Annotated in this window: 15 protein-coding genes; 9 read left to right on the forward strand and 6 right to left on the reverse strand. The window is 35.2% G+C overall.

Annotated elements, in window-relative coordinates; all coding sequences use genetic code 11:
* The 5 genes from ACKI4K_RS06250 to ACKI4K_RS06270 all read left to right on the forward strand — a co-directional run.
* The coding region (locus ACKI4K_RS06250) for a class I SAM-dependent methyltransferase (RefSeq protein WP_407423333.1) at positions 1–572 on the forward strand (572 nt) is incomplete at its 5' end.
* 13 nt (positions 573–585) lie between these two features.
* Positions 586–1,137, forward strand: a complete 552-nt coding sequence (locus ACKI4K_RS06255) for a hypothetical protein (RefSeq protein WP_407423335.1) — start codon at positions 586–588, stop codon at positions 1,135–1,137.
* A gap of 87 nt (positions 1,138–1,224) precedes the next feature.
* Complete coding sequence (locus ACKI4K_RS06260) at positions 1,225–3,216, forward strand: glycosyltransferase family 2 protein (RefSeq protein ID WP_407423337.1); 1,992 nt, start codon at positions 1,225–1,227, stop codon at positions 3,214–3,216.
* Positions 3,217–3,234: 18 nt separating this feature from the next.
* Positions 3,235–4,476 (forward strand): glycosyltransferase, encoded by a 1,242-nt coding sequence (locus tag ACKI4K_RS06265; RefSeq protein WP_407423339.1) that lies wholly within the window; start codon positions 3,235–3,237, stop codon positions 4,474–4,476.
* Positions 4,466–7,345, forward strand: a complete 2,880-nt coding sequence (locus ACKI4K_RS06270; protein ID WP_407423341.1) for a glycosyltransferase — start codon at positions 4,466–4,468, stop codon at positions 7,343–7,345. Before ACKI4K_RS06265 ends, ACKI4K_RS06270 begins: the two co-directional genes overlap by 11 nt.
* A gap of 8 nt (positions 7,346–7,353) precedes the next feature.
* Here ACKI4K_RS06270 and ACKI4K_RS06275 read toward each other — a convergent pair whose 3' ends face one another.
* The 3 genes from ACKI4K_RS06275 to ACKI4K_RS06285 all read right to left on the reverse strand — a co-directional run bounded on the left by ACKI4K_RS06275 (position 7,354) and on the right by ACKI4K_RS06285 (position 14,955).
* Positions 7,354–8,160, reverse strand: coding sequence for a hypothetical protein (locus ACKI4K_RS06275; protein ID WP_407423343.1), 807 nt, complete (start codon positions 8,158–8,160; stop codon positions 7,354–7,356).
* Positions 8,161–8,242: 82 nt separating this feature from the next.
* Positions 8,243–13,612: a glycosyltransferase gene (locus tag ACKI4K_RS06280; RefSeq protein WP_407423345.1), complete on the reverse strand. Its 5,370-nt coding sequence runs from the start codon at positions 13,610–13,612 to the stop codon at positions 8,243–8,245.
* Positions 13,613–13,647: 35 nt separating this feature from the next.
* Positions 13,648–14,955, reverse strand: coding sequence for a glycosyltransferase family 2 protein (locus tag ACKI4K_RS06285; RefSeq protein ID WP_407423347.1), 1,308 nt, complete (start codon positions 14,953–14,955; stop codon positions 13,648–13,650).
* Positions 14,956–15,110: 155 nt separating this feature from the next.
* Here ACKI4K_RS06285 and ACKI4K_RS06290 point away from each other — a divergent pair, with 155 nt between their 5' ends.
* Positions 15,111–16,004, forward strand: coding sequence for a DUF1919 domain-containing protein (locus ACKI4K_RS06290; protein WP_407423349.1), 894 nt, complete (start codon positions 15,111–15,113; stop codon positions 16,002–16,004).
* Between the two features lie 213 nt (positions 16,005–16,217).
* Positions 16,218–17,678, forward strand: a complete 1,461-nt coding sequence (locus ACKI4K_RS06295) for a hypothetical protein (protein ID WP_407423350.1) — start codon at positions 16,218–16,220, stop codon at positions 17,676–17,678.
* 165 nt (positions 17,679–17,843) lie between these two features.
* Here ACKI4K_RS06295 and ACKI4K_RS06300 read toward each other — a convergent pair whose 3' ends face one another.
* Positions 17,844–18,242 carry a PaaI family thioesterase gene (locus tag ACKI4K_RS06300; protein WP_407423352.1) on the reverse strand — a complete coding sequence of 133 codons (399 nt, stop codon included), beginning with the start codon at positions 18,240–18,242 and terminating at the stop codon, positions 17,844–17,846.
* 126 nt (positions 18,243–18,368) lie between these two features.
* Positions 18,369–19,616, reverse strand: coding sequence for a TMEM175 family protein (locus tag ACKI4K_RS06305; protein ID WP_407423354.1), 1,248 nt, complete (start codon positions 19,614–19,616; stop codon positions 18,369–18,371).
* Between the two features lie 305 nt (positions 19,617–19,921).
* Here ACKI4K_RS06305 and ACKI4K_RS06310 point away from each other — a divergent pair, with 305 nt between their 5' ends.
* Both ACKI4K_RS06310 and ACKI4K_RS06315 read left to right on the forward strand, forming a co-directional pair.
* Positions 19,922–20,242 (forward strand): hypothetical protein, encoded by a 321-nt coding sequence (locus ACKI4K_RS06310; RefSeq protein ID WP_407423356.1) that lies wholly within the window; start codon positions 19,922–19,924, stop codon positions 20,240–20,242.
* Between the two features lies 1 nt (position 20,243).
* Positions 20,244–20,621 (forward strand): DUF2283 domain-containing protein, encoded by a 378-nt coding sequence (locus tag ACKI4K_RS06315; protein ID WP_407423358.1) that lies wholly within the window; start codon positions 20,244–20,246, stop codon positions 20,619–20,621.
* Between the two features lie 127 nt (positions 20,622–20,748).
* Here ACKI4K_RS06315 and gdhA read toward each other — a convergent pair whose 3' ends face one another.
* On the reverse strand, positions 20,749–22,083 hold the full coding sequence (gene gdhA, locus ACKI4K_RS06320) for an NADP-specific glutamate dehydrogenase (RefSeq protein WP_407423360.1): 1,335 nt from the start codon (positions 22,081–22,083) through the stop codon (positions 20,749–20,751).
* Between the last annotated feature and the right edge of the window lie 396 nt (positions 22,084–22,479).

The following is a 22,479-nucleotide window of genomic DNA, read 5'->3' on the forward strand; positions in this document are numbered from 1 at the left end:
TTAAAAATAATTATTTGTCAACAAGTGACTATTTGAACATACTAGATGTTGGTTCTCTAGATGTTGCTGGAGATTATAATTACTCAGATATATTTAATGAAAAAAATTGGAAATATACTGGTTTAGATGTAAAAGCCGGAAATAATGTTGATATTGTTGTGACTGATATTTACAACTGGTTTGAAATTGAAGATGACACTTATGAGGTTATTATATCCGGACAATTTTTTGAACATTTAGAGTATTTCTGGCTTACAATGAATCAGATTGAAAGAGTTTTAAAGCCTGGAGGTTTAGTCTGCATCATCGTTCCCTCAGCAGGACACAAGCATGGTGGAGACGAATTGAACTGCTATCGATTCCATGAAGATGGACTGAAAGCACTGGCAAAATATGTTAACTTGGAAATCCTAAATGCCACTGTCGATAATCGTCCCGAAGCCAACCCATGGAATGATGCCTGTTTAGTGGCCCGCAAAAAAGGGGAATTGAGTGACGACAGGGAAGAACTTGAAGCAAGAATACATGAACTGGAAGGTAAATTAGACACTATTCTAAATAGCATCAACTGATTGGGGGAATTATATGTCCGAAGAAACCATTAAAAGAGAATACGAAATTATTGAATCATCAGGCATTTTTGACAAAGAATGGTATACCAACAAATATTTAAAAGAAAACAAGGAGGATCCTATCAAACATTATATAGTTAGAGGCTGGAGGAATAATCTCAATCCTTCTCCAGAGTTTGATACCGAATGGTATTTGAAGAGGTATCCCGACATTAAACAGAACGGAATTAACCCGCTCGTACATTACATACAATATGGAGAAAAAGAAGGAAGACTGCCTTATCCATCATATGACCCGTCAGAAAGTACAGACCCTTATGTGGTAATATTGCGTTCCGGCCGTTTTGATGAAGAATGGTTTTCCAAATATTATTCCCTGGAAGGCACTAACGTGAACCTTATCAGGTATTATTTGGATTACTGCGTAATTTATGGATTGAATCCATCCCCCGATTTTGACAGTATCCGATATCTGGAAAGATATCCTGATGTTAAAAAAGATGGAATCAACCCTTTTGCACATTACATACTATATGGAGAAAAAGAAGGAAGGCAACCTAAATAAGTCACCTATGAAATCTATTTAGGTATCCACCACACCATCTTGCCTGAACCTTTAGGTCATGTCAAATTTCGCTTTGTAAGGGATTAAATGTATGATATATCAATAATTGTTCCAATCAACAAATATGAAGAAAGAATCAGAAAACTATTGAAACCAATCGATAAACAAAAATCATATAATATAGAACTGATTTTTACATATTCCAAGCTAACAGCAATACATGAAAAGATTCTGAAAGAGATATCTTCAAGACACAAGAATGTGAAGCTCATACATGATAATTCCTCATTAACTTATTTTAAACTGCAAAAAGAAATCAGCGGGAAATACTTCATTTTCTTGAGCCCGCAAACCGACTTTGAAATTGATGATTTGAAATCAGCATTTGATTTTGCCGAATCAAATAAGCTGGACATACTGCTATTTAAAAAAGAAAATTCTAAAAACCGGAAGGAATATAAATATTTTGAAAAAGAATTCGGCGACGGAAAAATCTTCAACAAAAAAGATACCGTTGACAATTTATTTAAAATACCTGTCAATCATTTATTTAAATTATACAAGACCGAAACAGCATATTCCAACAATGTTTCTTTGAATAAGAACATTCACTCTGACGAATCACTATTCTTCTATGAGACCTACTTGAATTCACAGAATGCATCCTTTAGAAACATCTCATTTAGAGACGAATCGAAACCCGCCAAAAGGAAAATGAATTTCATAAATTACGCTAATGATCTATTGGACATTTTCTTAAAAGACGAAAAATTTCCAACTTATGAAAATAGTGCTGTAAATGAGGCAATGGACTATCTAATTAAAAGATTTAAAAGATACTCCATGCACTCAAGGCAAAAGCATTATGAATCCATTAGAGATGATTTCAAAGGAATGCATGAATATAAAGAATTATTTAAAAAACACCTAACAAAGGAAAATCTATTAATTTATAATCTAATTTGCGAAAACAGATATTATCTTGATTTCCTATCAAATTATAAATTGCATACAACGGATTATGTTGTGCTAAACGAAGGTAAACAAAAAAGAGAATCCGGCTATAAAATAAGCGTCATCATCCCGGTCTACAATACAGGCAAAATCATTCACAGAACCCTGCTGTCCATTGAAAACCAGACATTCGGCATTGAAAACATTGAAGTGATACTGATTGATGACTCCTCAGATGATGATACCAGCACAATTTTGAACGGATATTGTGAATTGGACAATTATAAAATAATAAGAATTAAAAACAGGACAGGCTCTCCTGGAACCCCAAGAAATATTGGTTTGAGGGAAGCAACATCAGATTATGTGATGTTTTTAGACCATGACGATTTTTTTGAAACCGACGCCTTGGAAATACTGTATGATGCAATCAGCAACAATGCCTGCGATGTGGTTTATGGAACCTATGCTAGCATTGACTTCGAAATTCCCACCAAAATCACATACCCCGATGAAAAACAGGGGATGTTTGCAAATATTGATGAAAATGAACGAATCATCGCATTCCCCCCGCCATCCATCTGGACAAAAATATTCAAGAGAAAATTTTTAATTGAAAATGAGGTTTTATTTACGGGGTTTTTGGGAGAGGATGCCATTTTCATGTCTAAAGCATTATCTAATGCTAATGGAATAGCCTATTTGGGAGATTCCCTCATATGCTATCATGATTTAAACAACAATTCAACAACAAACAGGATAAATTATAAATATCTGTCTGAAGGTTTGATATCTGAAGATTATTTATATAATTTTTATTTGGATATCGGAAAGGAAAATTTCTGTAAGATAAGAGGGGAAAGCATGCTGGACTTCTACCTAATACAATTTTATAAAGCAAAATTAACAGAAAAAGAAGTGAGAAACATTTTTCCCGAAATGTATAAGTTTACCAACAGATTTAAGGAGCTTGGCCTCAGACCAACACATCCAATCAACCAAACCCTATTTGAACATATAATGAAAAAGGATTTGGATTCCATCCTAATCATGAAAAACATCAAAGTGAAAAATGAAAACCGGCTAAAAGCGTATCTGGGTAATCTTGCCAGCAGATTAAAATGAATGAAAAAGGTGATCTTAGTGAAGAAAATTCTATATGTATTGCATTCCGGAATGACGGGAGGTTCTTTTTTTACCACAAAAGATTTGATGAGCAATATTGATGACGAATACGAAATCTATTTGCTCAGTGGCGAAAATGACTCATTAAGATTATATGAATTTCTGAATAACGATTTCAGATTAATAAAAAAATATCCCAGACACTATAAAACAGACAACCCCACATCCGAAAATATGAAATGGTCCGCCAAGGAATTTCACAACAGCTGGTTAACCTACATTTACTTTGATATCCTAACAAAATATGACATAGATTTAGTTCACATAATGCATTTAATTAACCATAGTTTTGATTTGCCCGCAATAGCTAAAAAATTAGACATTCCAACAGTGCTATCCATACATGACTTTTATTATTTATGCCCATTTTATACCCTATTGGATGAAAATAAGAAATATTGCGGCGGAGTGTGTAAAAATAATAATGAAAACTGTTATATCCCAATGGATTCGCTGAACGACATAAATTCCAAAGAATTCATTGGAAAATGGCGTGAAAATGTTTTGAGAATGTTCGAATCAGTAGATACATTCATATCCACATCCAACATTATTAAAGAGTTATTCATATCAACATATCCTCAAATCAAACCAGAAACCTTTAAAATAATCGAACATGGAAGGGATCTGGCTAAAATTGAAGACCAATGCTATGAAGTTCCGGTGAAAAACGAACCGATTAAAATATTGTGCTTTGCAAACCATCTAAATGAGATGAAAGGGTCTGAAGTGATTAAAAACATTAAAAGGGAAGACAAAAACAATCTTATAGAATTTCATTTTTTAGGAAACTGTTATGGAATTGACGAGTGTGGCACAAATCACGGACGTTTTGAAAGGCAGGATTTCCCCAAAAAGGTCAGAGAGATAAAACCCTCATTTGTCGGAATATTCTCAATATGGCCGGAAACATATTGTTATGCCATTACAGAATCCTGGATATGTGGAATACCCGTATTGGGCAGCAATATTGGGGTTGTGGAGGATAGAGTCCTGAAAAATAACGGCGGATGGATCATTGATATAAACAATCCCAAAAAGACTTATGAACAAATCATTGAAATATCCAACAATCCCCAGGAATATTCAGAAGTCACAGACAATATCAACAGAATGAACTTTAAAAGCACAAGGGAAATGGCAGGCGAATACAAAGACATCTACAATAAATTTCTAAAGGGTGAACCCGTTGAGCGATAAATTAAAAATGATCCGCGATTCCATAACAATAAAACGGTCAGGATTATTTCAAGAGGACTGGTTTAAAAAGGAATACAAATTGGACGTCAAATATCCGATAAGATACTATTTGAAAAATTGCATCAAATCCTCTTTAAATCCCTCACCCAATTTTGATACCGTCTGGTATTTGAACCAGAACCCGGACGTTAAAGAAAGCGGAATGAATCCCCTCGTCCACTACATCAAACATGGCATCGGCGAGCACAGGCTTCCAAAACCGTTGATCCAAAAGAATACTGATAAATTTGATTTGAAAAACGATGACTACACCCCCTGCTTTTTTAAAAGCTATGAAAATCTATTAAACGAACATCAAAAAAATGATTTTGACAACACCGTAAAAATCGCAATATTCCTGAAAGGCTACGGCGAAAACTATATTCCAACAGATTACATCCGATTACTCATCCCATTTTACCACCTGTTCTTGAACAAAAATGTGAACTTATATCTATTTGATAAATTGAACACAAAGAAACTTGTAAATAATCAGCTATTCTATGACAAAAGACTGTTTGACATCATCATTACACATAGGGACTGCATTGACCTGAACATGTCAGAATCATTAGTTGAAGCATCCAAGACCCACGAAACAAAACTGATTTATGAAATTGATGATGACTTGATAAGCATCGATGAGACACATCCGAATTTTGAGGAATTTTCAAATAAACAGGAAGCGATCAGATATCTAATCGGCAATGCAGACACCGTTACCGTTTCCACCAACAATCTGAAGAACGTGCTCAGTGAATTCAATGAAAACATCGTTGTCATAAAAAATTCCATGAATGAATGCTTAAAGAAAAATAACATTGAGAAAGATAGTAACGCCATTAAAATCGGCTATATGGGAACATTAACTCATGAACAAGATTTTAAACTAATCAAACCTGCAATTGATTCCATTAAAAAAGAAACATCAAGAGACATCCATTTCGAAATCATTGGCGTTACAAATGAGGAATTGAATCAGGCAAAAAGAATTAACGTGCCCAAAGAATATGAAAAATATCCATATTTCATCGGATGGCTGAAACAGACCCTCGATTGGGATATTGCACTGGCCCCCCTTGTAAATAACAAACTTAACCAATCCAAAAGCGAAATTAAATATTTGGAATATTCCTCACTGGGAATAGCTGGAATTTACAGTGATGTCGGAGCCTATTCCGAAGCGATTGACGATTCGATTAATGGAATGCTGATTAAACACAATACCGCTGAAGAATGGAAATCAGCCATTTTGAATCTGATAGAAAACAGGGAGCTCAGGGAAGAAATAGCTGAAAATGCAAAAGAGGCCACTGAAAAAAATTATCCGATTCAATCGACGGTTGAAGCCTGGTCCAATGTAATTAATGATTTGCTACCCGACGACAAGAAAAGATTATTCAACCGGGCCAATCCCACCCCCCTACTCATAAACAGTGAATTCAGCCAGGACTACAAGACCCTCCTAAATTCGAACATCTTTGATGAAGGCTTCTATTCGAATAATTATTCCGCCAAAAATGAAAACTTAATCTACGATTATCTAACCGAAGGCGTTTTTAAAGGTTATAATCCAACAAAAGACTTTGATGCACAGGAATATGCAAAAGCAAACCAAATCGACATCAATAAGATTAACCCCTTTGTCCATTACATAAACAATTTCGAAAATAAACTGAAATCAGATAGGATAACCCCATCCAACATAGATGCCATCTACAAGAGCCTCACAAATGAAATATCAATAATAATCCCAATCTATAACGCTTATGATGACGTGAAGAGATGTATCGAAAGCGTTTTGAAAAATACTTCTAAAAATCATGAGATAATTCTAATCAATGACTGCAGCACCGATGAGCGAATCGATATTCTGATGAAAGAGTATGAAGCCCTGCCAAACACGACCTGCATAAGCAACACCCACAATCTGGGTTTTGTATCAAGCGTGAATATCGGTTTGAAGCAATCAAAAAACGACGTGATCATACTAAACAGCGATACGATTGTAACTCCAAGATGGGTTGAAAAACTAACAATCGCGGCATATTCCGATGAAAGGATTGCCACTGCAACACCTTTTTCCAATAATGCAGGTGCCTTTTCAGTCCCTGAATTCGCTCAAGAAAACTTGATTCCTCCCGATTTAACCATAGATTCCATGGCGAACATCGTGGAAAAAGTCTCAAACCACAGATACGTGCGAGTTCCAACAGGAAACGGATTTTGCATGTTCATAAAGAGACTTTCAATTGAAGATGCAGGTTATTTTGATGAAAAAACTTTTGAAAGGGGTTACGGTGAGGAAAATGACTTTTGCATGAGGCTAAAGCAGAAGGGATGGGAAAATATCATTGACGACACCACCTACATCTTTCATAACGAGGGATCCTCATTCCAAATCGAAAAATACGAACTGATGAAAAGGCATATGCGGATTCTGAAGGAAAAATACCCGACTTATGTAACCGAAGTGAATGATTTCATCTATTCGGACATGCTGAAGGAAATGCAGGACAACATCAGATATGGAATGGAACATCATGAATCAGAGAGATATGATAAAAAAAGGGAATTATTCATAATTAACAATATTGATGAAAAATATAATGAAATAAGCAGAAATCCCGATAACGAACAATTCATTTTAGATTTAGAGGACAAGTCCCTGTATAAGATAATAAACGGAACCCTGCTTAAAATTAAAAAATCAGATAACATTACCTGCAAAGGATTAGTTATCCAACTGTCAATCGATATGGTGCATTGTGATGATGCAGCATCAACTGGCTGTGATGAAATGAAGTTCTGCCAGACAAAGCAGCTATAGATGCGACATTAACCTATGTAAAATCTGTTGATGTGTTTGCTTTTGACAAATAACTTTTTGATGAAATTCATTCTTGACTCGACATGCAGATTGGATAAAGCCTTATCCACAGCATCAATATTGAAAGTCTCCTTTTCAACAAAATTAAAAATGAAAACATCACTTTTGTAATGCTGTGATTCCAAGGTCTCGGTCGGTCTGAAACTGGCCACAAAATCCTTTATGAAAAACACATCCCTATCAACTATCCTGGACGGATTTCCGTAGGATAAAGTGTTTGAGGAAATTCTGGAATTCGGCAAAACGAAAGACTCGTCCCCGATTATGGCACCGGAACCTATCTTAACCCCTCTGGAGATATGGGAAAAACGGCCCAGCCATACATGGTCACCAATGTAAACACTCCTTGAATGGTTTTTCCTGGATTTGGATTCGCAATCATAAATGGAACAGTAGTCCGAAGAAAAAATGTGCAGTTGATTGCTTAAAATGCAATCATCCCCAATAATAACGTTTTGACATTCATTGACATTGACACTGATTCCTGCACCGAATAACGAGTGTCTTCCCACATAAAAGGATGAATTGTTATAAATTAACAATCTGAATGCGTCGCCCAAATCCGAACGCAGATATACGACTGAATTATCGCCCTGGAAGGTCAGAGTCGCATTCAAAAAATTGATATTGCTGTCACACACCAAAATATTGTTCCTGCCTACAAAATTAATTTTGGAATTTACTAATTTGAATGAACCGATAACCTTATTCTCAACCAGGTCCCCCACCTGGTTTTCATCTGTAATTGTTTCCATTAAAAAACCTCCATTTAATCTAGATATAGTATATTATTTTTTTCAAATATAATTTTTTGGGAAAAACCAATAAAAAAATTCTTCAATCCCTGTCCCATTCCGGTTGCTTGAATCCCAATTCCTTTGCCAAATCCTTTTCCCATCTATTCTTAAAAAGCATCATGTCATACTTATCCTCATTTTTCTTCAGGGATTGGGTCGCCCTTTGAAGCTTATGATAGACCACCGCATCGGAAACATGGAAAATCTTCTTGTTCATCACATGCCGGACATACTCGGAAAAAATCCTATCAGACCTGAAATGTCTTCCCAATTCGGCATCCAATCCAAAAGAGTCATCCAAAACATCCCTTTTGATATATGTGCAGAAAAACGGTGCAAAACTCAATTCCAAAATTTCACCGTCATGGAAATTCCTCATATTGACAATGTTCTTGTGATGGGCTGACGGATTTACATCACAGTCAAAACCTGCAGAGGCATATGGAACATGGACATTCATGGTTGGTGTTCCGCCAGGCAATACCTGCTGGGGAACGACAATTCCGCAGTCCTCCTGTTCATAAGCGCATTTTTGCATGGCTTCTATTGAGCCTTCCATAAGTATTGCATCATTATTCAACAGCAATATGTCCGAATCATCATCGGAAATTTCAATCCCCTGATTTACTGCATAGGTAAATCCGTAATTGATATCATTTTGAATCAATTCGATTAGTCCATCGGATTTTAAGGAATCCAAATAATATCTGACTGGTTTGCTGGAATTATTATCCACAACAATTATTCTGATCTTATCATTTTCAAAAGCCAACACTGCATTGATGCATTCCTGAAGGTCATTTAAAGATTCGAAGCTAGGAATGACAATATTCACCTTTTTATCTAAAGTATAATCAATCACTTTTTTAGAATCATTGATATGCTGGACTGTTCTTGTCAGATTCTTATAGCCCAATTTCTTTTCAATGCTTCGCTCGTTGGCTGCGGATATGCTGTTATCCGTAACGCCCATATAATATTTTGACAGGACAACCGGGACAGAATAGACCTTAAAATTATTGCAGAATCTCAAAATCAAATCCCAATCAACCAAACGATATAATGACTCGTCAAAACCTCCAATTTCATCATATGCCCGTTTGGTATGGGCAAAACAATTCAAATCGATATAATTACCATTGCTTAACAGTGATTTATTTAATGAACCGAAACGCATGGCAAACGGAGGCTCATCATAATCGTCATATAAAAACTGGCCTGAATATAACGCATCGGCATCGGGCAATTCAATGAATGCACCTACCATCGCCTCAAGATATCTTGAGTCCCATTCATTGTCCGAATCCAAATAAAATATATATTTTCCTGAACAATTCTTTAAACCGATATTACGGGCAACGGAAACGCCGCTATTGGAATCCAAAAAGATGAGTTTGACTCTTTCATCATCAATGCCTTTCAGCACATCTCTAGTTCCGTCACTGCTCTTATCATCCACAACAATCAATTCAAAGTTCTCATAAGTTTGATTCAAGACAGAATGAATGGATTTCTTAACAATGGATTCCCTATTGTAGACCGGCATGACAATGGAAACCAGATCCTTATTTGAAGATGCGTTTTTCATCAGGTATTTGGCGATATTGTCCATTACGGCAAAACATCTTTTTTCCTCCTCCACAAATGGAGCATATAATATTGGGGAAACATAAGAATTAGCTAAAAATCCTTCAAAATCGGAAAAATTGACTGTTTTTTCTTTATTCCTGTCGCTTAACGGATTTTCTTTAATCAAAGATTTCGAAAAGACATTGCCGATTGGCAAATAGATTCCTTCCAGCTCCGCATCGTACTTAATAATATCCTTTTTCAGGCACATGTCATCATAATAAAGCTTCTTGATGACAGGATAATAATTATCAAAATCATGGAATTCCAAAAGGCGATTATAGGATTGGTCAATATCCTTAAAATCAATACAGTCATCAATTTCCAGCTCATCAATGAAATCCCTTAGTGAGATTTCATCAAAAATTAACGGAATCCTGCAGGATTTGCAAACGTCGATAACCTTAAACATCTCCGGAGACGGATTCAACAATATCACACTGTGCGGATTGAATTCATCCATTTCCGAAAGAAGGCCATCCCTGGAAAATGTTCCCCTGTTAACTCCGACGGACTCATCATGATTTGGAACATCGCCTAAAAAATGCATTTCCAGCAAATCCGAAGCGTCTTTCTTTTTAATTGCCTTCATCAAATTAAATTCATCCTCTGACAAATTGCCTGGAATCAATATTCTAATATTATCGGACATACCTTCATCAAGACCTGTTAATCTTTTATTTAAAGCAGGAGTGTGGATGACACGATTATCACCAATATTTCCAAATTTATCGGCAAAGACAGACAAAGAGTCCTCATCCGGATGGATGATGATCAATTGTTTCAGATATTCGGAAAGTTCGACATGCCAATTATCATAAATCACGTCAAAATCAACATCATCTCCAACCATGCAGGAATTTTCATTGAAAGCATTGTCAATATCTGAAAATGTGCCATTGAAAACGATAGGAATGCCCAATGAATTTGAAACATCAAATAAATCAAATGAATTGAGTCCGAAATCATTGATTTGAAGAATATTGATGTTTAAGGTGAACAGCACATTAAAATAAATTTCCCTGAGGTACTCGCATTTGAAGTTCTTATCAAATCTAATATTTTTGACATTCCATGTATGAATTACGCTGCCGCCTTTCCAAAGTTTAAAAAAATCATCGGCACATGTTAAGAAATAGCAGTCATAATGCAAGCGATTATAATAATTCAAAAAGTCCGCGGCCAGATGCAGTTTACTTTCCTCCAGAACATATAAAATCCTGTTGGACAATGAGATATCATTCCTGTCCCTAACGGCAGCATCCAATTTGGATTCTATATTTTTAATTTGAGGAGACCTTAGGAACTTATTGATTTTCAACCTATCTGAAAAATTTCCTTTCGCATCGGATAGCTTATCTGAGTTATCAGAAAAGAACCTGGAATCATGATAAATAAAAACCGAATCATCAACGACATGAGTTATGCCCTTAGGGACATCAAAGAATGCATCATTCTCTTCAAAATCATGATCGATTTCACCGATTGACTTTAAATTGCCCAATGCATCCTTTTTAATGTATACGCAAAAGGCATCTGCAAACCTTGAATCCAAGCCGCTGAAAATAGAAGATTTTTTAAGCAATGTTGAGATTCCTTCAATTGTTAGATTATAGTTGGTTCTGGAGTTATTGTATAAGTCTGCAATAAAATTTGAAATAGGGGAAACCATCCCAATATTCTCATCTGAATATGCCTTAGCAATCAATCTGGATAGCCAGTTGCCGGTGACAGTGGTGTAACTATTTAACAAAACCACATCATTCAAACAAGCAAACATTACCTCTTCAATTTTTTTTGGAAAATCCTTATAATCCGCAATAATAATTTCAGCATTGCAGCTTTTTGGAAGCTGATTGAAGAATTGGGAATAACTGTCATCCAAATCCGGGCCAATGATTAACTTTAATTCGAATCCTTCGGTCTTTGCCAAAACCAGCTTTATGGAATTGATTACAATGTCCGAATAGTTATAAATCGGGACAACGATTGAAGTTTTATTATCAAGCTTGTCCAATATCCTATCTACTTCAGCACCACCATACTTGTCGGCAAATCCCCAGCTATTGATCTCATACCCCCTTTCCTTTCCTATCAGAATATAGTGGGTCAACGGATTCCATGTATTGGAATTGTTTAAATAGGCATTCCTATAAAAGGAACTGGAAAAATTCGGGAATGGTTCCCTATGATTTTCCCGATACCCGTAATAAGCATAATGAAAGTAAGGATCCACATCAGCATTTTTTACATCAGGGTTATTTATCAAATACCAGTCAGGGTCAAATATTTTGGATTTTTTCATTATTTCAATGTTTCTGCTTGTATCGGTGGAACCTATTATCGGATAATCATCGGATGAATCGTCATATAAAACATGATGGACAAGAGGGTTTATTCCCAATTCCTTAACGAATGGGTTTTTCCTGACATACTCCTCTGTGTTGAATGCTTCGCAAGGATTGCAATATTCTTCCGCTCCAAATGTCAGATAATGATCAATGGGAGACAAATCACTCTCTTTAACATCAGGATATTTTGAAAGATAATATTTTTCATCGAACAGCTTTGAATTTTCAATGATGGCTTTGCTTTCACCCATTAAAAATTCGTTGAACTCCATGCCCACCTTTTCGTCAGAATATTTTTTGATGAGGGAATATAAAGTGGAGTTCTTATTTCTTTTAGACTTATTCAAAAAGATTTCCCAATTTGTAACTAAATTATCAACAGTATAATTCTTCAAAACGTCTTTCCAAGCATTCTTGTGAATTTTTTCACGAAGCGATTCACTTTCAATTAATTTTTTCATGTTTTTCTCCCATTCTTCAGCAGAATTAGTTTTTACCAATAATCCATTTGTTCCATGTACAATGCATTTACCATACGGTCCGACATCACTATAGATTCCGGGAACATTCAATGCAGTGTATTCCAAATATTTCAATTCGCTTTTACTTTCATTAATGTTATTATTATCAGCCAATGGGGCAATGGCAATATCCCATTCGATAGCATTCTGAATCCAACTTACAAAATCAGGATAATGTCTTTTATCAAAGGGTATATTTACACGTTGAAACCCTTCCAAATTATTATCAGATCCGCCCACCATTTCAAAAATGATATTTTTATCCGGATAATCATCACGGACATTGCTGATTGCCTTTTCAATTAACTTCAAATCATTAGCATGAGTGGTTGTGCCCATGTAACCAATCTTTATGGTTTCTCCGTCATTTGATTTGAAATTTTCATTTAAAACCCATGAATCCGTTAAAACGTTGGGGATTATCTCAATATTATTATTAAAACCTGATAAGCTATATTTTAATGAATCTGTTGTGACAGTAACTGCGGATGCATTTTCAGCCAAATATCTGACAACGTTGATTTTTTCCACATATCTCTTAAAATCCGGCTGTGTCGTATCCATATTAACCAAATCATCATCAATCTCATAGATTAATTTAATTCCATACAGCCTGCATACTTTTACCAGCAACTTAGAAAATTCCAAGTCAATGACATCCCTTTGAACAATGACCAAATCCAATTTACAGTCATCATCCAACAGATCTTTCCTAAACCCATCAATCTCCAAATCGTCAATTATATAAAAATCGAAATTATCATCATTGAAATTATCAAAGGCGGAAAGTAAACGGATATATGTGCTTGCAATGTATTTGCTTTTTCCTTTAATAAGCACGCCAACAATCTGCTTATCCGAACTCCCCCCATTCAATTGGGAATATCTTTTCAAATTATTAAATTCCATCGATTCATCTCTTTTAAAAATAATTTAATCATGCCCTACTGATTTCTCAATAATCTCTTCAAATAATTTTTTAAGGATTTGTTTTCCAATTTTGCTGACAGTTCCTCATTTTCGATTTTCAATCTTTCCAAATCGGAAGCCGCCACCTCCAAATCGTCATTTAAAGCTTTTTTAGATTTGGTTAAAATTGAATTGCGCTTAATCAAATCTTCATTTTCCAGAGTCAATTGGGTTATGGTCTCATCCAATCTTGAATTGTCCTCTTTCAATCTGATGTTGTTTTCAGCCAATTTTTTAGAGTGGAACTCGCCTTTTTGAACAATGCCCTCCAATCTTTTGCCATAATCATCCTTCAAAAATTCAATTTCCCTTTCATAATTTTCCACATCATTCCTGAAAACATTGATTTCCTTTGCAAAATAAATGTAATTGTTCAATAAGTTCTCCAAGGGATTCTCTTCAAAAGGATATTTCATTTCAATGTTTTTCATATAATCCAAATTGACAGGATGATTCTCCAATCCAATCAACTTTTCATTTTTATACTCCTGTTGATTTCCCTCCAAATCCAAGGAATACTGCTTTGCAAAAACTGTGACGTCATCCATGGAAATGTCAATGTCATTTTTAATCTTATCGAATAGGACCGTATAGTGAAAGCTTGTTCCCTTTGCAACGGTTTTTCTGGATAGCGTATTCGGATAACCAACCAAAACCTTGGACACTGTCTGATTAATGGACCTTAACGGGAAATGTGCCAGCCTAAGGCCTGTATCATCGAAACAGGTTATTTTATTTTTAAACTCATTATCCATGTCAATATCGTGATTTCCAATTGAAAGTTTTATATTGAACCTGTCCACCAAATCCCTAGTGATGATGACCTTATAATCGGTTTCCACATTTTCATCCCGAACATTTGTAATTCTTGAAGGTATGAATCTTACAGCCTCATCATCACCATTCACCGGAACGTAAGTTCTCCATTTAACCTTATAAAAAGAATCCTCGGGAATCTCTTCAATTATTGTTCTGGGATGTGCAGTGTCGGATGTGATGAACTCATCGCAATCCAAAGGGCAAACCACATCTGCCCCATGCTCATTTAAAGCCATATCCAACAAGTAGTTATATTTAATAAAAGGCTCGAAATACCTGTCCTCATCGTTCAACACCACTATCGGCAAATCTTCCTTTTCGAGCTGACTTAAAATATTTAACGTATCGTCAGTACTTCCGTTATCCAAAATTATCATCAAATCGACAATATTCAAGTGATACCTTACAAAAGACTCGATAATGTCGGCTTCATTCTTAATGGTGGTTATGGATACGATTTTCATTTTATGCACTTTTACGATATTAATTTCAGAATAATTCTAACATTTCATTAAAACAATCGAAATAATCAATTTTTTGAAATATTATCTAGATTGATAATATATATAAATATAATCCCATATATAATTATATTATACTTCATTAATAGGTTGAAAATATGGCTTCAGTAGTGCTTATTGGGAATCTTACAGATTATAGGAAATATTTTAATCTTCTTGAAAGGGAATTGAAAAAGGAAAACATTAAAATCGTCGGTGCACTTTTCGACAATGACCTTAGATATAATGTTTTGGATGGTTTTGACATCTATGAATCCCTTGATGATGTAGAAAATGTGGAATTTGACTATTTTATCTTATTAAGGAGATACAAAAGCATCCGCTCCGAACTTAGAAAAATGGGATTCAAACAAAAAGTCATATCAATCAGAGTCTTCAGATTGCCCAATTTTGATTTTCTCAAATATGAAAAACTTATCAAAAATCCCCCAAGCATCATCAGCAGGCATTGCTGGGGAGGATTGCTGTACCACCATTTAGGAATGAAATTCTATTCCCCATTCATCAATCTGTTTTTACTGGATTCGGATTTCAATAAGCTGGCAAAAGATTTTTCATATTATATCAAACAGGAACTGGTTTTTGACCGGGAGGAATATGAACATAACCTGAAGAGAAATTACCCTGTCGCCAAATTAGATGACATCTACATTCATTTCAATCATTATAATAATTTTGAAGTCGCCAAAAAGAGATGGGATACACGGAAAAAAAGAATAAGATATGAAAATCTATTCTTCGAAACAACAACTGAAAATGCCAAGATTGCTCGTGAATTCGACTCATTGCCCCTTGAACATAAGCTCTGCTTTTATTGGGGAAAATCAAAAAGCCCAAACATAATCGATTTCAGTGCTTTTATGAAGCCCAGTGAGAAGGGTTCCCTGGGGATGGTTGTGAACAATACCGCCAATGGTAAAATACCTTATTTCAATCCCATTGACCTGTTATTAAACTATAATTACAAATCAAGAATCGAACATAAAAAGTGAACTTGGGAAAAAAAACTCCTTTGGCATCCCCTCATGTCGGGAAAGTTAGCCGTCAAATCTCAAGATTTGAGCAAACCTAAAACTATTATCATCACTAGAATAAATATCCCATGCATCTCCAAGATTACCATTTTTCAAAAACTTTGTTGTTTTGAAGAATCGGCACCTATTTAATAATAATTTTTATATAAAACTATCAATAAAACATTATTCATGAATTCGCAAAAATCGGACAGCACATCAATTATAAAATTTAATTATAGAGATTTGTTAATATTCATGATACCCCTTCTCATATTCATAATATATTTCAACATATACTATCCGGGCATTTTGACTTTGGAGTCATTCAGTCAGCTGCATCAGATAGCTACAAATGAATTTACAAATCAATATCCATTTTTCCATACATTCATTGAAATGATCTGCCTTAAGATTTTCGGCAATCCTTCGGCAATTGCAATATTGCAGATACTGGTCTTTTCAGCAATGTGGACATTGATCTGCAAGCACCACCGTGATGACAACGCTCAAAACAGCAATGTATTTTTCATACAGGCAATCATCACTTTAGTCATCTGCCTGATTCCGATTAATGCGATATACTCAATTACATTATGGAATGACATTTTATTCTGTTACTTCTTAATGTTTTTATGTTTCCTAGTAAAGGTAATGATAGACAAGCAGGGCAATGTCGGCTTGAAATATGTAATACTTCTGGCCTTGACAATGGCCTTTGTGGCACATTTAAAAACAGGAGGCATCTATGTCGTAATCCCGACACTGATCATTCTTTCAGCATACATGTTTAGAAAAAAACCTTATTCAAAAAACATGTGTTTACTTCTTCCTGCGCTAACTATAATTTTAATTTTAGCAATTGCATGTTTAAATTTTGCCTATAATGTTGAAGACACCCAACAAGGTTATAAATTGCATTCAAACTTAAATGATGCAGCCATAGTGTGGAATATCGTCCGTGATGCCGATTGGACAGGGGAGGTATATTACATTAATGAAAAAGGGTCCAATATCGAACATACCAAGGACAAATATTTCACGTCAATCAACTCAACTCCAAAAGAGGGTTACGAAGATCTGAGCGATGTGAACCATGGCAGTGACAAATATAAAGCATTGAATTCCCTTGTAAATGCCGCAAGAACAAAACAGGTCATGGACACCCTATTCAACAGCCCCGCATTATACATGTATCTGGCAATAATCCTATTGGTATTGATGCAGATAATGTTTAAAACCAAGGAAATGTATCTGGTATACCTGCCCAATCTATTCAACATAATAATCGTCTTCCTAACAATACCCGTTCAGGAAAATAGATATCTGTATGCCAACCAATTGGTATTCTATCTGCTTGTAATCATGTTCATTAGCTTCCTGCTTAATCCTAAACGGGAGTTCGTTCATGATTCATCAAAAACTCCTGAAATTAGTGGCATAATGGCTGAAAAGGACGATGTGTTTAACACAGGCAATAGCTTAAACGAAGCCTATGAACTTGAAGACATTTATCCGAGCGAAGACATTCATCTGGAAGAACCTCCTGCAGAGAAAATGCCTCCTCAAAGTGAAGAAGCGTCTGGCGAGATAAACAATGAACTCATCGCCGCGATATTAAAAGAAATAGAAGATGAAAAGCGGGACAAATAACAAACAATACCAAACGCCCGAAAAGATAAGGTGCATTTAGTTTAAGATATGATCAATATTATTGGCACATGTGCACCGAAACACCCATATAATGAAATGGCGCTTCCAGTATCTTAAATAAAACTTCCCGCCAATGAAATGTATTTCATGCCATCTACATGAAGACTACAATTTAAATCCAGTTCCGATGAACTGAGCCACGTCACGTCCGGTGTCATCGCTTACATCAACATTGACAATGGAAGATGTCCTGCCACTTTTGCGGCATGTCGCCTTGGCAATCAGTTTCTCCCCCTTTGGAGCGGACAGGTAATGGATATCAACCTGCTGGGCAACAGTCAGCTGGTGGATTTGATTGGACAAAACCGCAAAGGCAAAATCGGCCAAAGTAAAAATTACGCCACCCATCACCCCACCATAAGCGTTTTTGTGGTCATCAGTTATCTTTAACGAGCAGACTGCAAAATCTTCAGTCAACTCATCCAATGTGACGCCTGTAATTACCGCAAACTTGTCCTTGTAAAAAAATTCCCTTGCACTTTCAACAGTATCAAAATTAGCCATCTTTTTCACCTACAAAATAGTTTTGGTTCACAAAATACTTATAATTTTTGAACATTTAATCACCAAACAGCCTATGGAAAACTAACTAACTTCATCAACTGAAAAGCATATTGAAAAACAGGCCTTCTAAAATCTCCTTTGAAGATGAGGAATCAGCCAAACCAACAATATCGAAACCAGACATGAAATGATGACTGCCGGAGGATAGAACAGATATCCGATCACCATTCCGATACCGACAACAATTAATGTTGAAGCCAACTGCAGGTTGCTTTCCAAAGCAAGCAGAAGTGCAATGTTTCCCCTGTCCACCTCCTTAAGGATATTGGCAGTGACAATTGAAAGGCAAGCAACAACCATAAAGTCAAGACCATAGCAAGCCTGAGGAACGAATGAATAGAAATTTTGAGCAACAAATAGTGACAAATATGGAATTAAGGATAAGACAAACATTGCCGCCCCAATCGACCACATGACTTTCCCATCAATCTTGTTTACGATTGAAAACAGATTGTTATTGTAGTTCCAGAAATTAAAACAGACAATGAAACTAATAAAATAGGCAATGAACTCCAGTTTCAATTCAAATAAGGCATTCCAAGTACCGTAAGAAGCCATTGTAATGTCAAGCACGATGACTGTTAAAATGATGGCTACAATTGCATCGAACAATGCTTCAAATCGTTCACTGCTTTCGATTTCAGACTTGGCCATGACAGCCAGTATAAACCAGTAAACGGTAGCCAGCAGACAGGACATGTAAATTCCCTGCGGATAAACCGTATAAGTCAGTAAAAATCCAATGAGAATAATTAGAATCGGAACATATCTTCTGTAATCCTTCAAATTAATTTTTTTAATCTTCTCGTTATAGGGATTTGCCCTGATAATCAAATAGGTGGATATTGTGTAACATACATTAACGGCTAAAAACAAAATTCCAAATATCGTTTGGGGAGGAATGGATTTGGGGTTCAATACCACCCATGTTGCAAAATATGGAATAAGCGATATCAAACATATCATGACCCCATATACGGCAACTACAGAGTTGTCTATCTCATCAACCATCTGAAACAAATTGTGATCATTATACCAGGTGTTGAAAATGATTAAAAAACAGATCAGATAAGTAACATACCTTATGTTCAATCCCAAAACAGCACCCCAAGTTGCCATTTCGGGCTGGGGCAATTTTAAAACAAGCACCGTAATGATGATTGCAAGGATTGCATCCATGAATGTTTCGAATCTGTTTGTTTTCATGATTAAAGTTTTGATTTTATAATATAAAAGATTATTTTTAATGGATGCAGCCAGACCTATAGAAACGGAAAGTGATTCCAATAATAGAATGGAAATCTCTTTTGCCAAATCCTATTGGGATGGAAATTGAAATTACCATTGCAAATATTAAAAAAAGAAAACAATTGTAAACTCATTGGGGCATGCCCAAAATAGGAATGAATATTCTTAAAAAATAAAAAAGTCAAGGAAAACCTATATGAACCTTAGCCCGAACCGACAACTATTTCACCATTTATTATTACTAATTTAATAAAAAGTAATACCTATATAATATTAGATACAATATTATAATATATATTACCAAAAATCATTCACCATCTTTAAGGAATATTTTTGATTAATATCTTAAAAACTATTTAAAAGTGAGATAATTGATAGATTATAACATTCAAGAGGCACAGAACATAATTAAAAACTACAATCCAAATTTACTGAGATTTGATAAACATATTTTCAAAGATTGGTTTGAGAGAGGGTATACTCACCAATATGTTGCAGAATGCCTATTTGAAAAAATCCCCTTAGGAATTAATAAAACTACAGAAAACCGCTTTAAATTAATCTATCCTCATGAAAAAAATAAGAACATGGATTTATATATTATTATTGAGATAGATGATTATAGAAACATGAAAGTCATAACTGCATATGTCTTTAACAAAAGAAGAAGAGAAAGAATTGTGGAGAGATAGAATGAATATAGAAAACTCATATGAAGTAGAATACATGTATGATGAATCAGCAGACATACTTGGAATTAAAGCAACTCGAGATTTCATATATCATGAAACAATAGAATTGGATGAAGGATTACTACTTGATTTTGATGAAGATAATTTACCCACAGCTCTTGAAATACACGATGCATCAAAAAGATTAAATGTTCCAAAAAACAGTCTAAACAAACTAATCTTTTTTCATATGAAAGTTACTGTAGATGCAAAATCCATCAGCATTAATGCTATTTTTGGCCTTTTAATCCATAATAAAGAAAACAAGCAAGAATTAGAATCATTTACCTGCAATAACTACAACATTCCGAACATGGAAGCGGATTTAGTTACTGCATAATTCATTATATTTCTTAAGTGATTTATTTAGATACAACAATATTATTAAATTATAATATAACTAACTTAATATCAAATAAATAAAAAAAGAAGAGTTAAAAACTCTTAAAAAAAGAAAGCAAGGAAATCTATACGATTCCTTGTGCGTTCATAGCGTCAACAACTTTCTTGAATCCTGCGATGTTTGCTCCTGCGACATAGTTTTTGTCCATGCCATATTCGGCAGCAGCATCTGCAACATTTGCGAAGATATCTTCCATAATGGTTTGGAGTCTTGCATCAACTTCTTCAAATGTCCAGGATAATCTTTGTGAGTTTTGAGACATTTCCAATGCGGAAGTAGCTACTCCGCCAGCGTTGGATGCCTTACCTGGTGAGAACAATACGCCGTTTTCCTGTAAGTATTCTGTTGCTTCAATGGTGGTTGGCATATTTGCACCTTCTGCAACAGCAACAACACCGTTTTCTACCAAGATTTTAGCATCTTCTAATTGCAATTCGTTTTGGGTAGCACATGGAAGAGCGATGTCCGCTTTGACTGTCCATACGCCTTTGCCTTCGTGGTATTCGGCAGACGGTCTTGCTTCAGCATATGCAGTTAATCTTTCTCTCCTTACTTCTTTGACTTCTTTTAATAACTCAACGTCTATTCCTTCAGGGTCGTAAATCCAGCCGGTTGAATCGGAACAGGTTACAGGTTTACCGCCTAATTGCTGAGCCTTTTCAATTGCATAAATAGCCACGTTACCTGCACCGGATACGATAATGGTTTTTCCTGCAATATCGATATCGTTTGCCTTTAACATAGCGTTTGTGAAGTATAATAATCCATAACCGGTAGCTTCGGTTCTTGCTAATGAACCTCCAAAGGATAATCCTTTACCAGTTAATACTCCTTCATATAATCCTCTGATTCTTTTATATTGACCGAATAAGAAACCGATTTCTCGACCGCCTACACCAATGTCCCCTGCAGGCACATCGGTATCTGCCCCAATGTATTTGCATAATTCAGTCATGAAACTTTGACAGAATGCCATGATTTCCCTGTCGGATTTTCCTTTAGGATCAAAGTCAGATCCACCTTTTCCTCCACCAATTGGAAGACCTGTCAAGGAGTTTTTGAAAATTTGTTCGAAACCTAAAAATTTAATAATACCTAAGTTTACAGATGGGTGGAAACGTAATCCGCCTTTGTAAGGTCCGATTGCACTGTTGAATTGTACTCTGTATCCTGTGTTTACCTGAACCTGACCGTTGTCGTCTATCCATGGGACACGGAATTTTAATTGTCTTTGCGGATTGGTCAATCTTTCAAGAAGTGCGTTTTTCCTGTATTCATCTTCGTTTTCTTCAATTACAACCCTTAAAGATTCCAATACTTCGCGTATAGCTTGGTGGAATTCCGGTTCGGAAGGGTTTTGTTCAATAATAGTTTCAATTACATCATCTACGTATGACAAAAATATTCCTCCAAATAAAATTTAGATTTATATCATTAAATTTTCAAATTTTTTTAACAATATAGTATAATGTTTGAATCTTCTTATATTTAAATATTTTTCAATTTTTAATTAAATAACCGAATATTATTCAAAGAAGTTAATATATTGCTTATACATTTTATAACAATATTCAACATCGTTATTGGATTAAATAAATGATTTGGGATATTAATTCAAAATGTCTAACGAATATAATCAATTGATATACAAAGTCGGAAATTAACTTCCAACAAAAAATTCCGAAATGAAAAACGGCAAATGTACAAAAATTGTTACACTTAAACCCAAAATTTCGAACAGAATTGAAAATATCCATGAAAAAATTAAACAAAAACATATACAAAATTAAAAAGC

Origin of the sequence: Methanobrevibacter sp., from assembly GCF_045644645.1 — an archaeon.
Classification (GTDB): Archaea; Methanobacteriota; Methanobacteria; order Methanobacteriales; family Methanobacteriaceae; genus Methanocatella.

What these genes read in the sequence shown, in the direction of transcription:
- ACKI4K_RS06255 (WP_407423335.1), top strand. Translation starts at nt 586, where the DNA reads ATGTCCGAAGAAACCATTAAAAGAGAATACGAAATTATTGAATCATCA.
- ACKI4K_RS06260 (WP_407423337.1), top strand. Translation starts at nt 1,225, where the DNA reads ATGTATGATATATCAATAATTGTTCCAATCAACAAATATGAAGAAAGA.
- ACKI4K_RS06275 (WP_407423343.1), bottom strand. Translation starts at nt 8,160, where the DNA reads ATGGAAACAATTACAGATGAAAACCAGGTGGGGGACCTGGTTGAGAAT.
- ACKI4K_RS06280 (WP_407423345.1), bottom strand. Translation starts at nt 13,612, where the DNA reads ATGGAATTTAATAATTTGAAAAGATATTCCCAATTGAATGGGGGGAGT.
- ACKI4K_RS06285 (WP_407423347.1), bottom strand. Translation starts at nt 14,955, where the DNA reads ATGAAAATCGTATCCATAACCACCATTAAGAATGAAGCCGACATTATC.
- ACKI4K_RS06290 (WP_407423349.1), top strand. Translation starts at nt 15,111, where the DNA reads ATGGCTTCAGTAGTGCTTATTGGGAATCTTACAGATTATAGGAAATAT.
- ACKI4K_RS06295 (WP_407423350.1), top strand. Translation starts at nt 16,218, where the DNA reads ATGAATTCGCAAAAATCGGACAGCACATCAATTATAAAATTTAATTAT.
- ACKI4K_RS06300 (WP_407423352.1), bottom strand. Translation starts at nt 18,242, where the DNA reads ATGGCTAATTTTGATACTGTTGAAAGTGCAAGGGAATTTTTTTACAAG.
- ACKI4K_RS06315 (WP_407423358.1), top strand. Translation starts at nt 20,244, where the DNA reads ATGAATATAGAAAACTCATATGAAGTAGAATACATGTATGATGAATCA.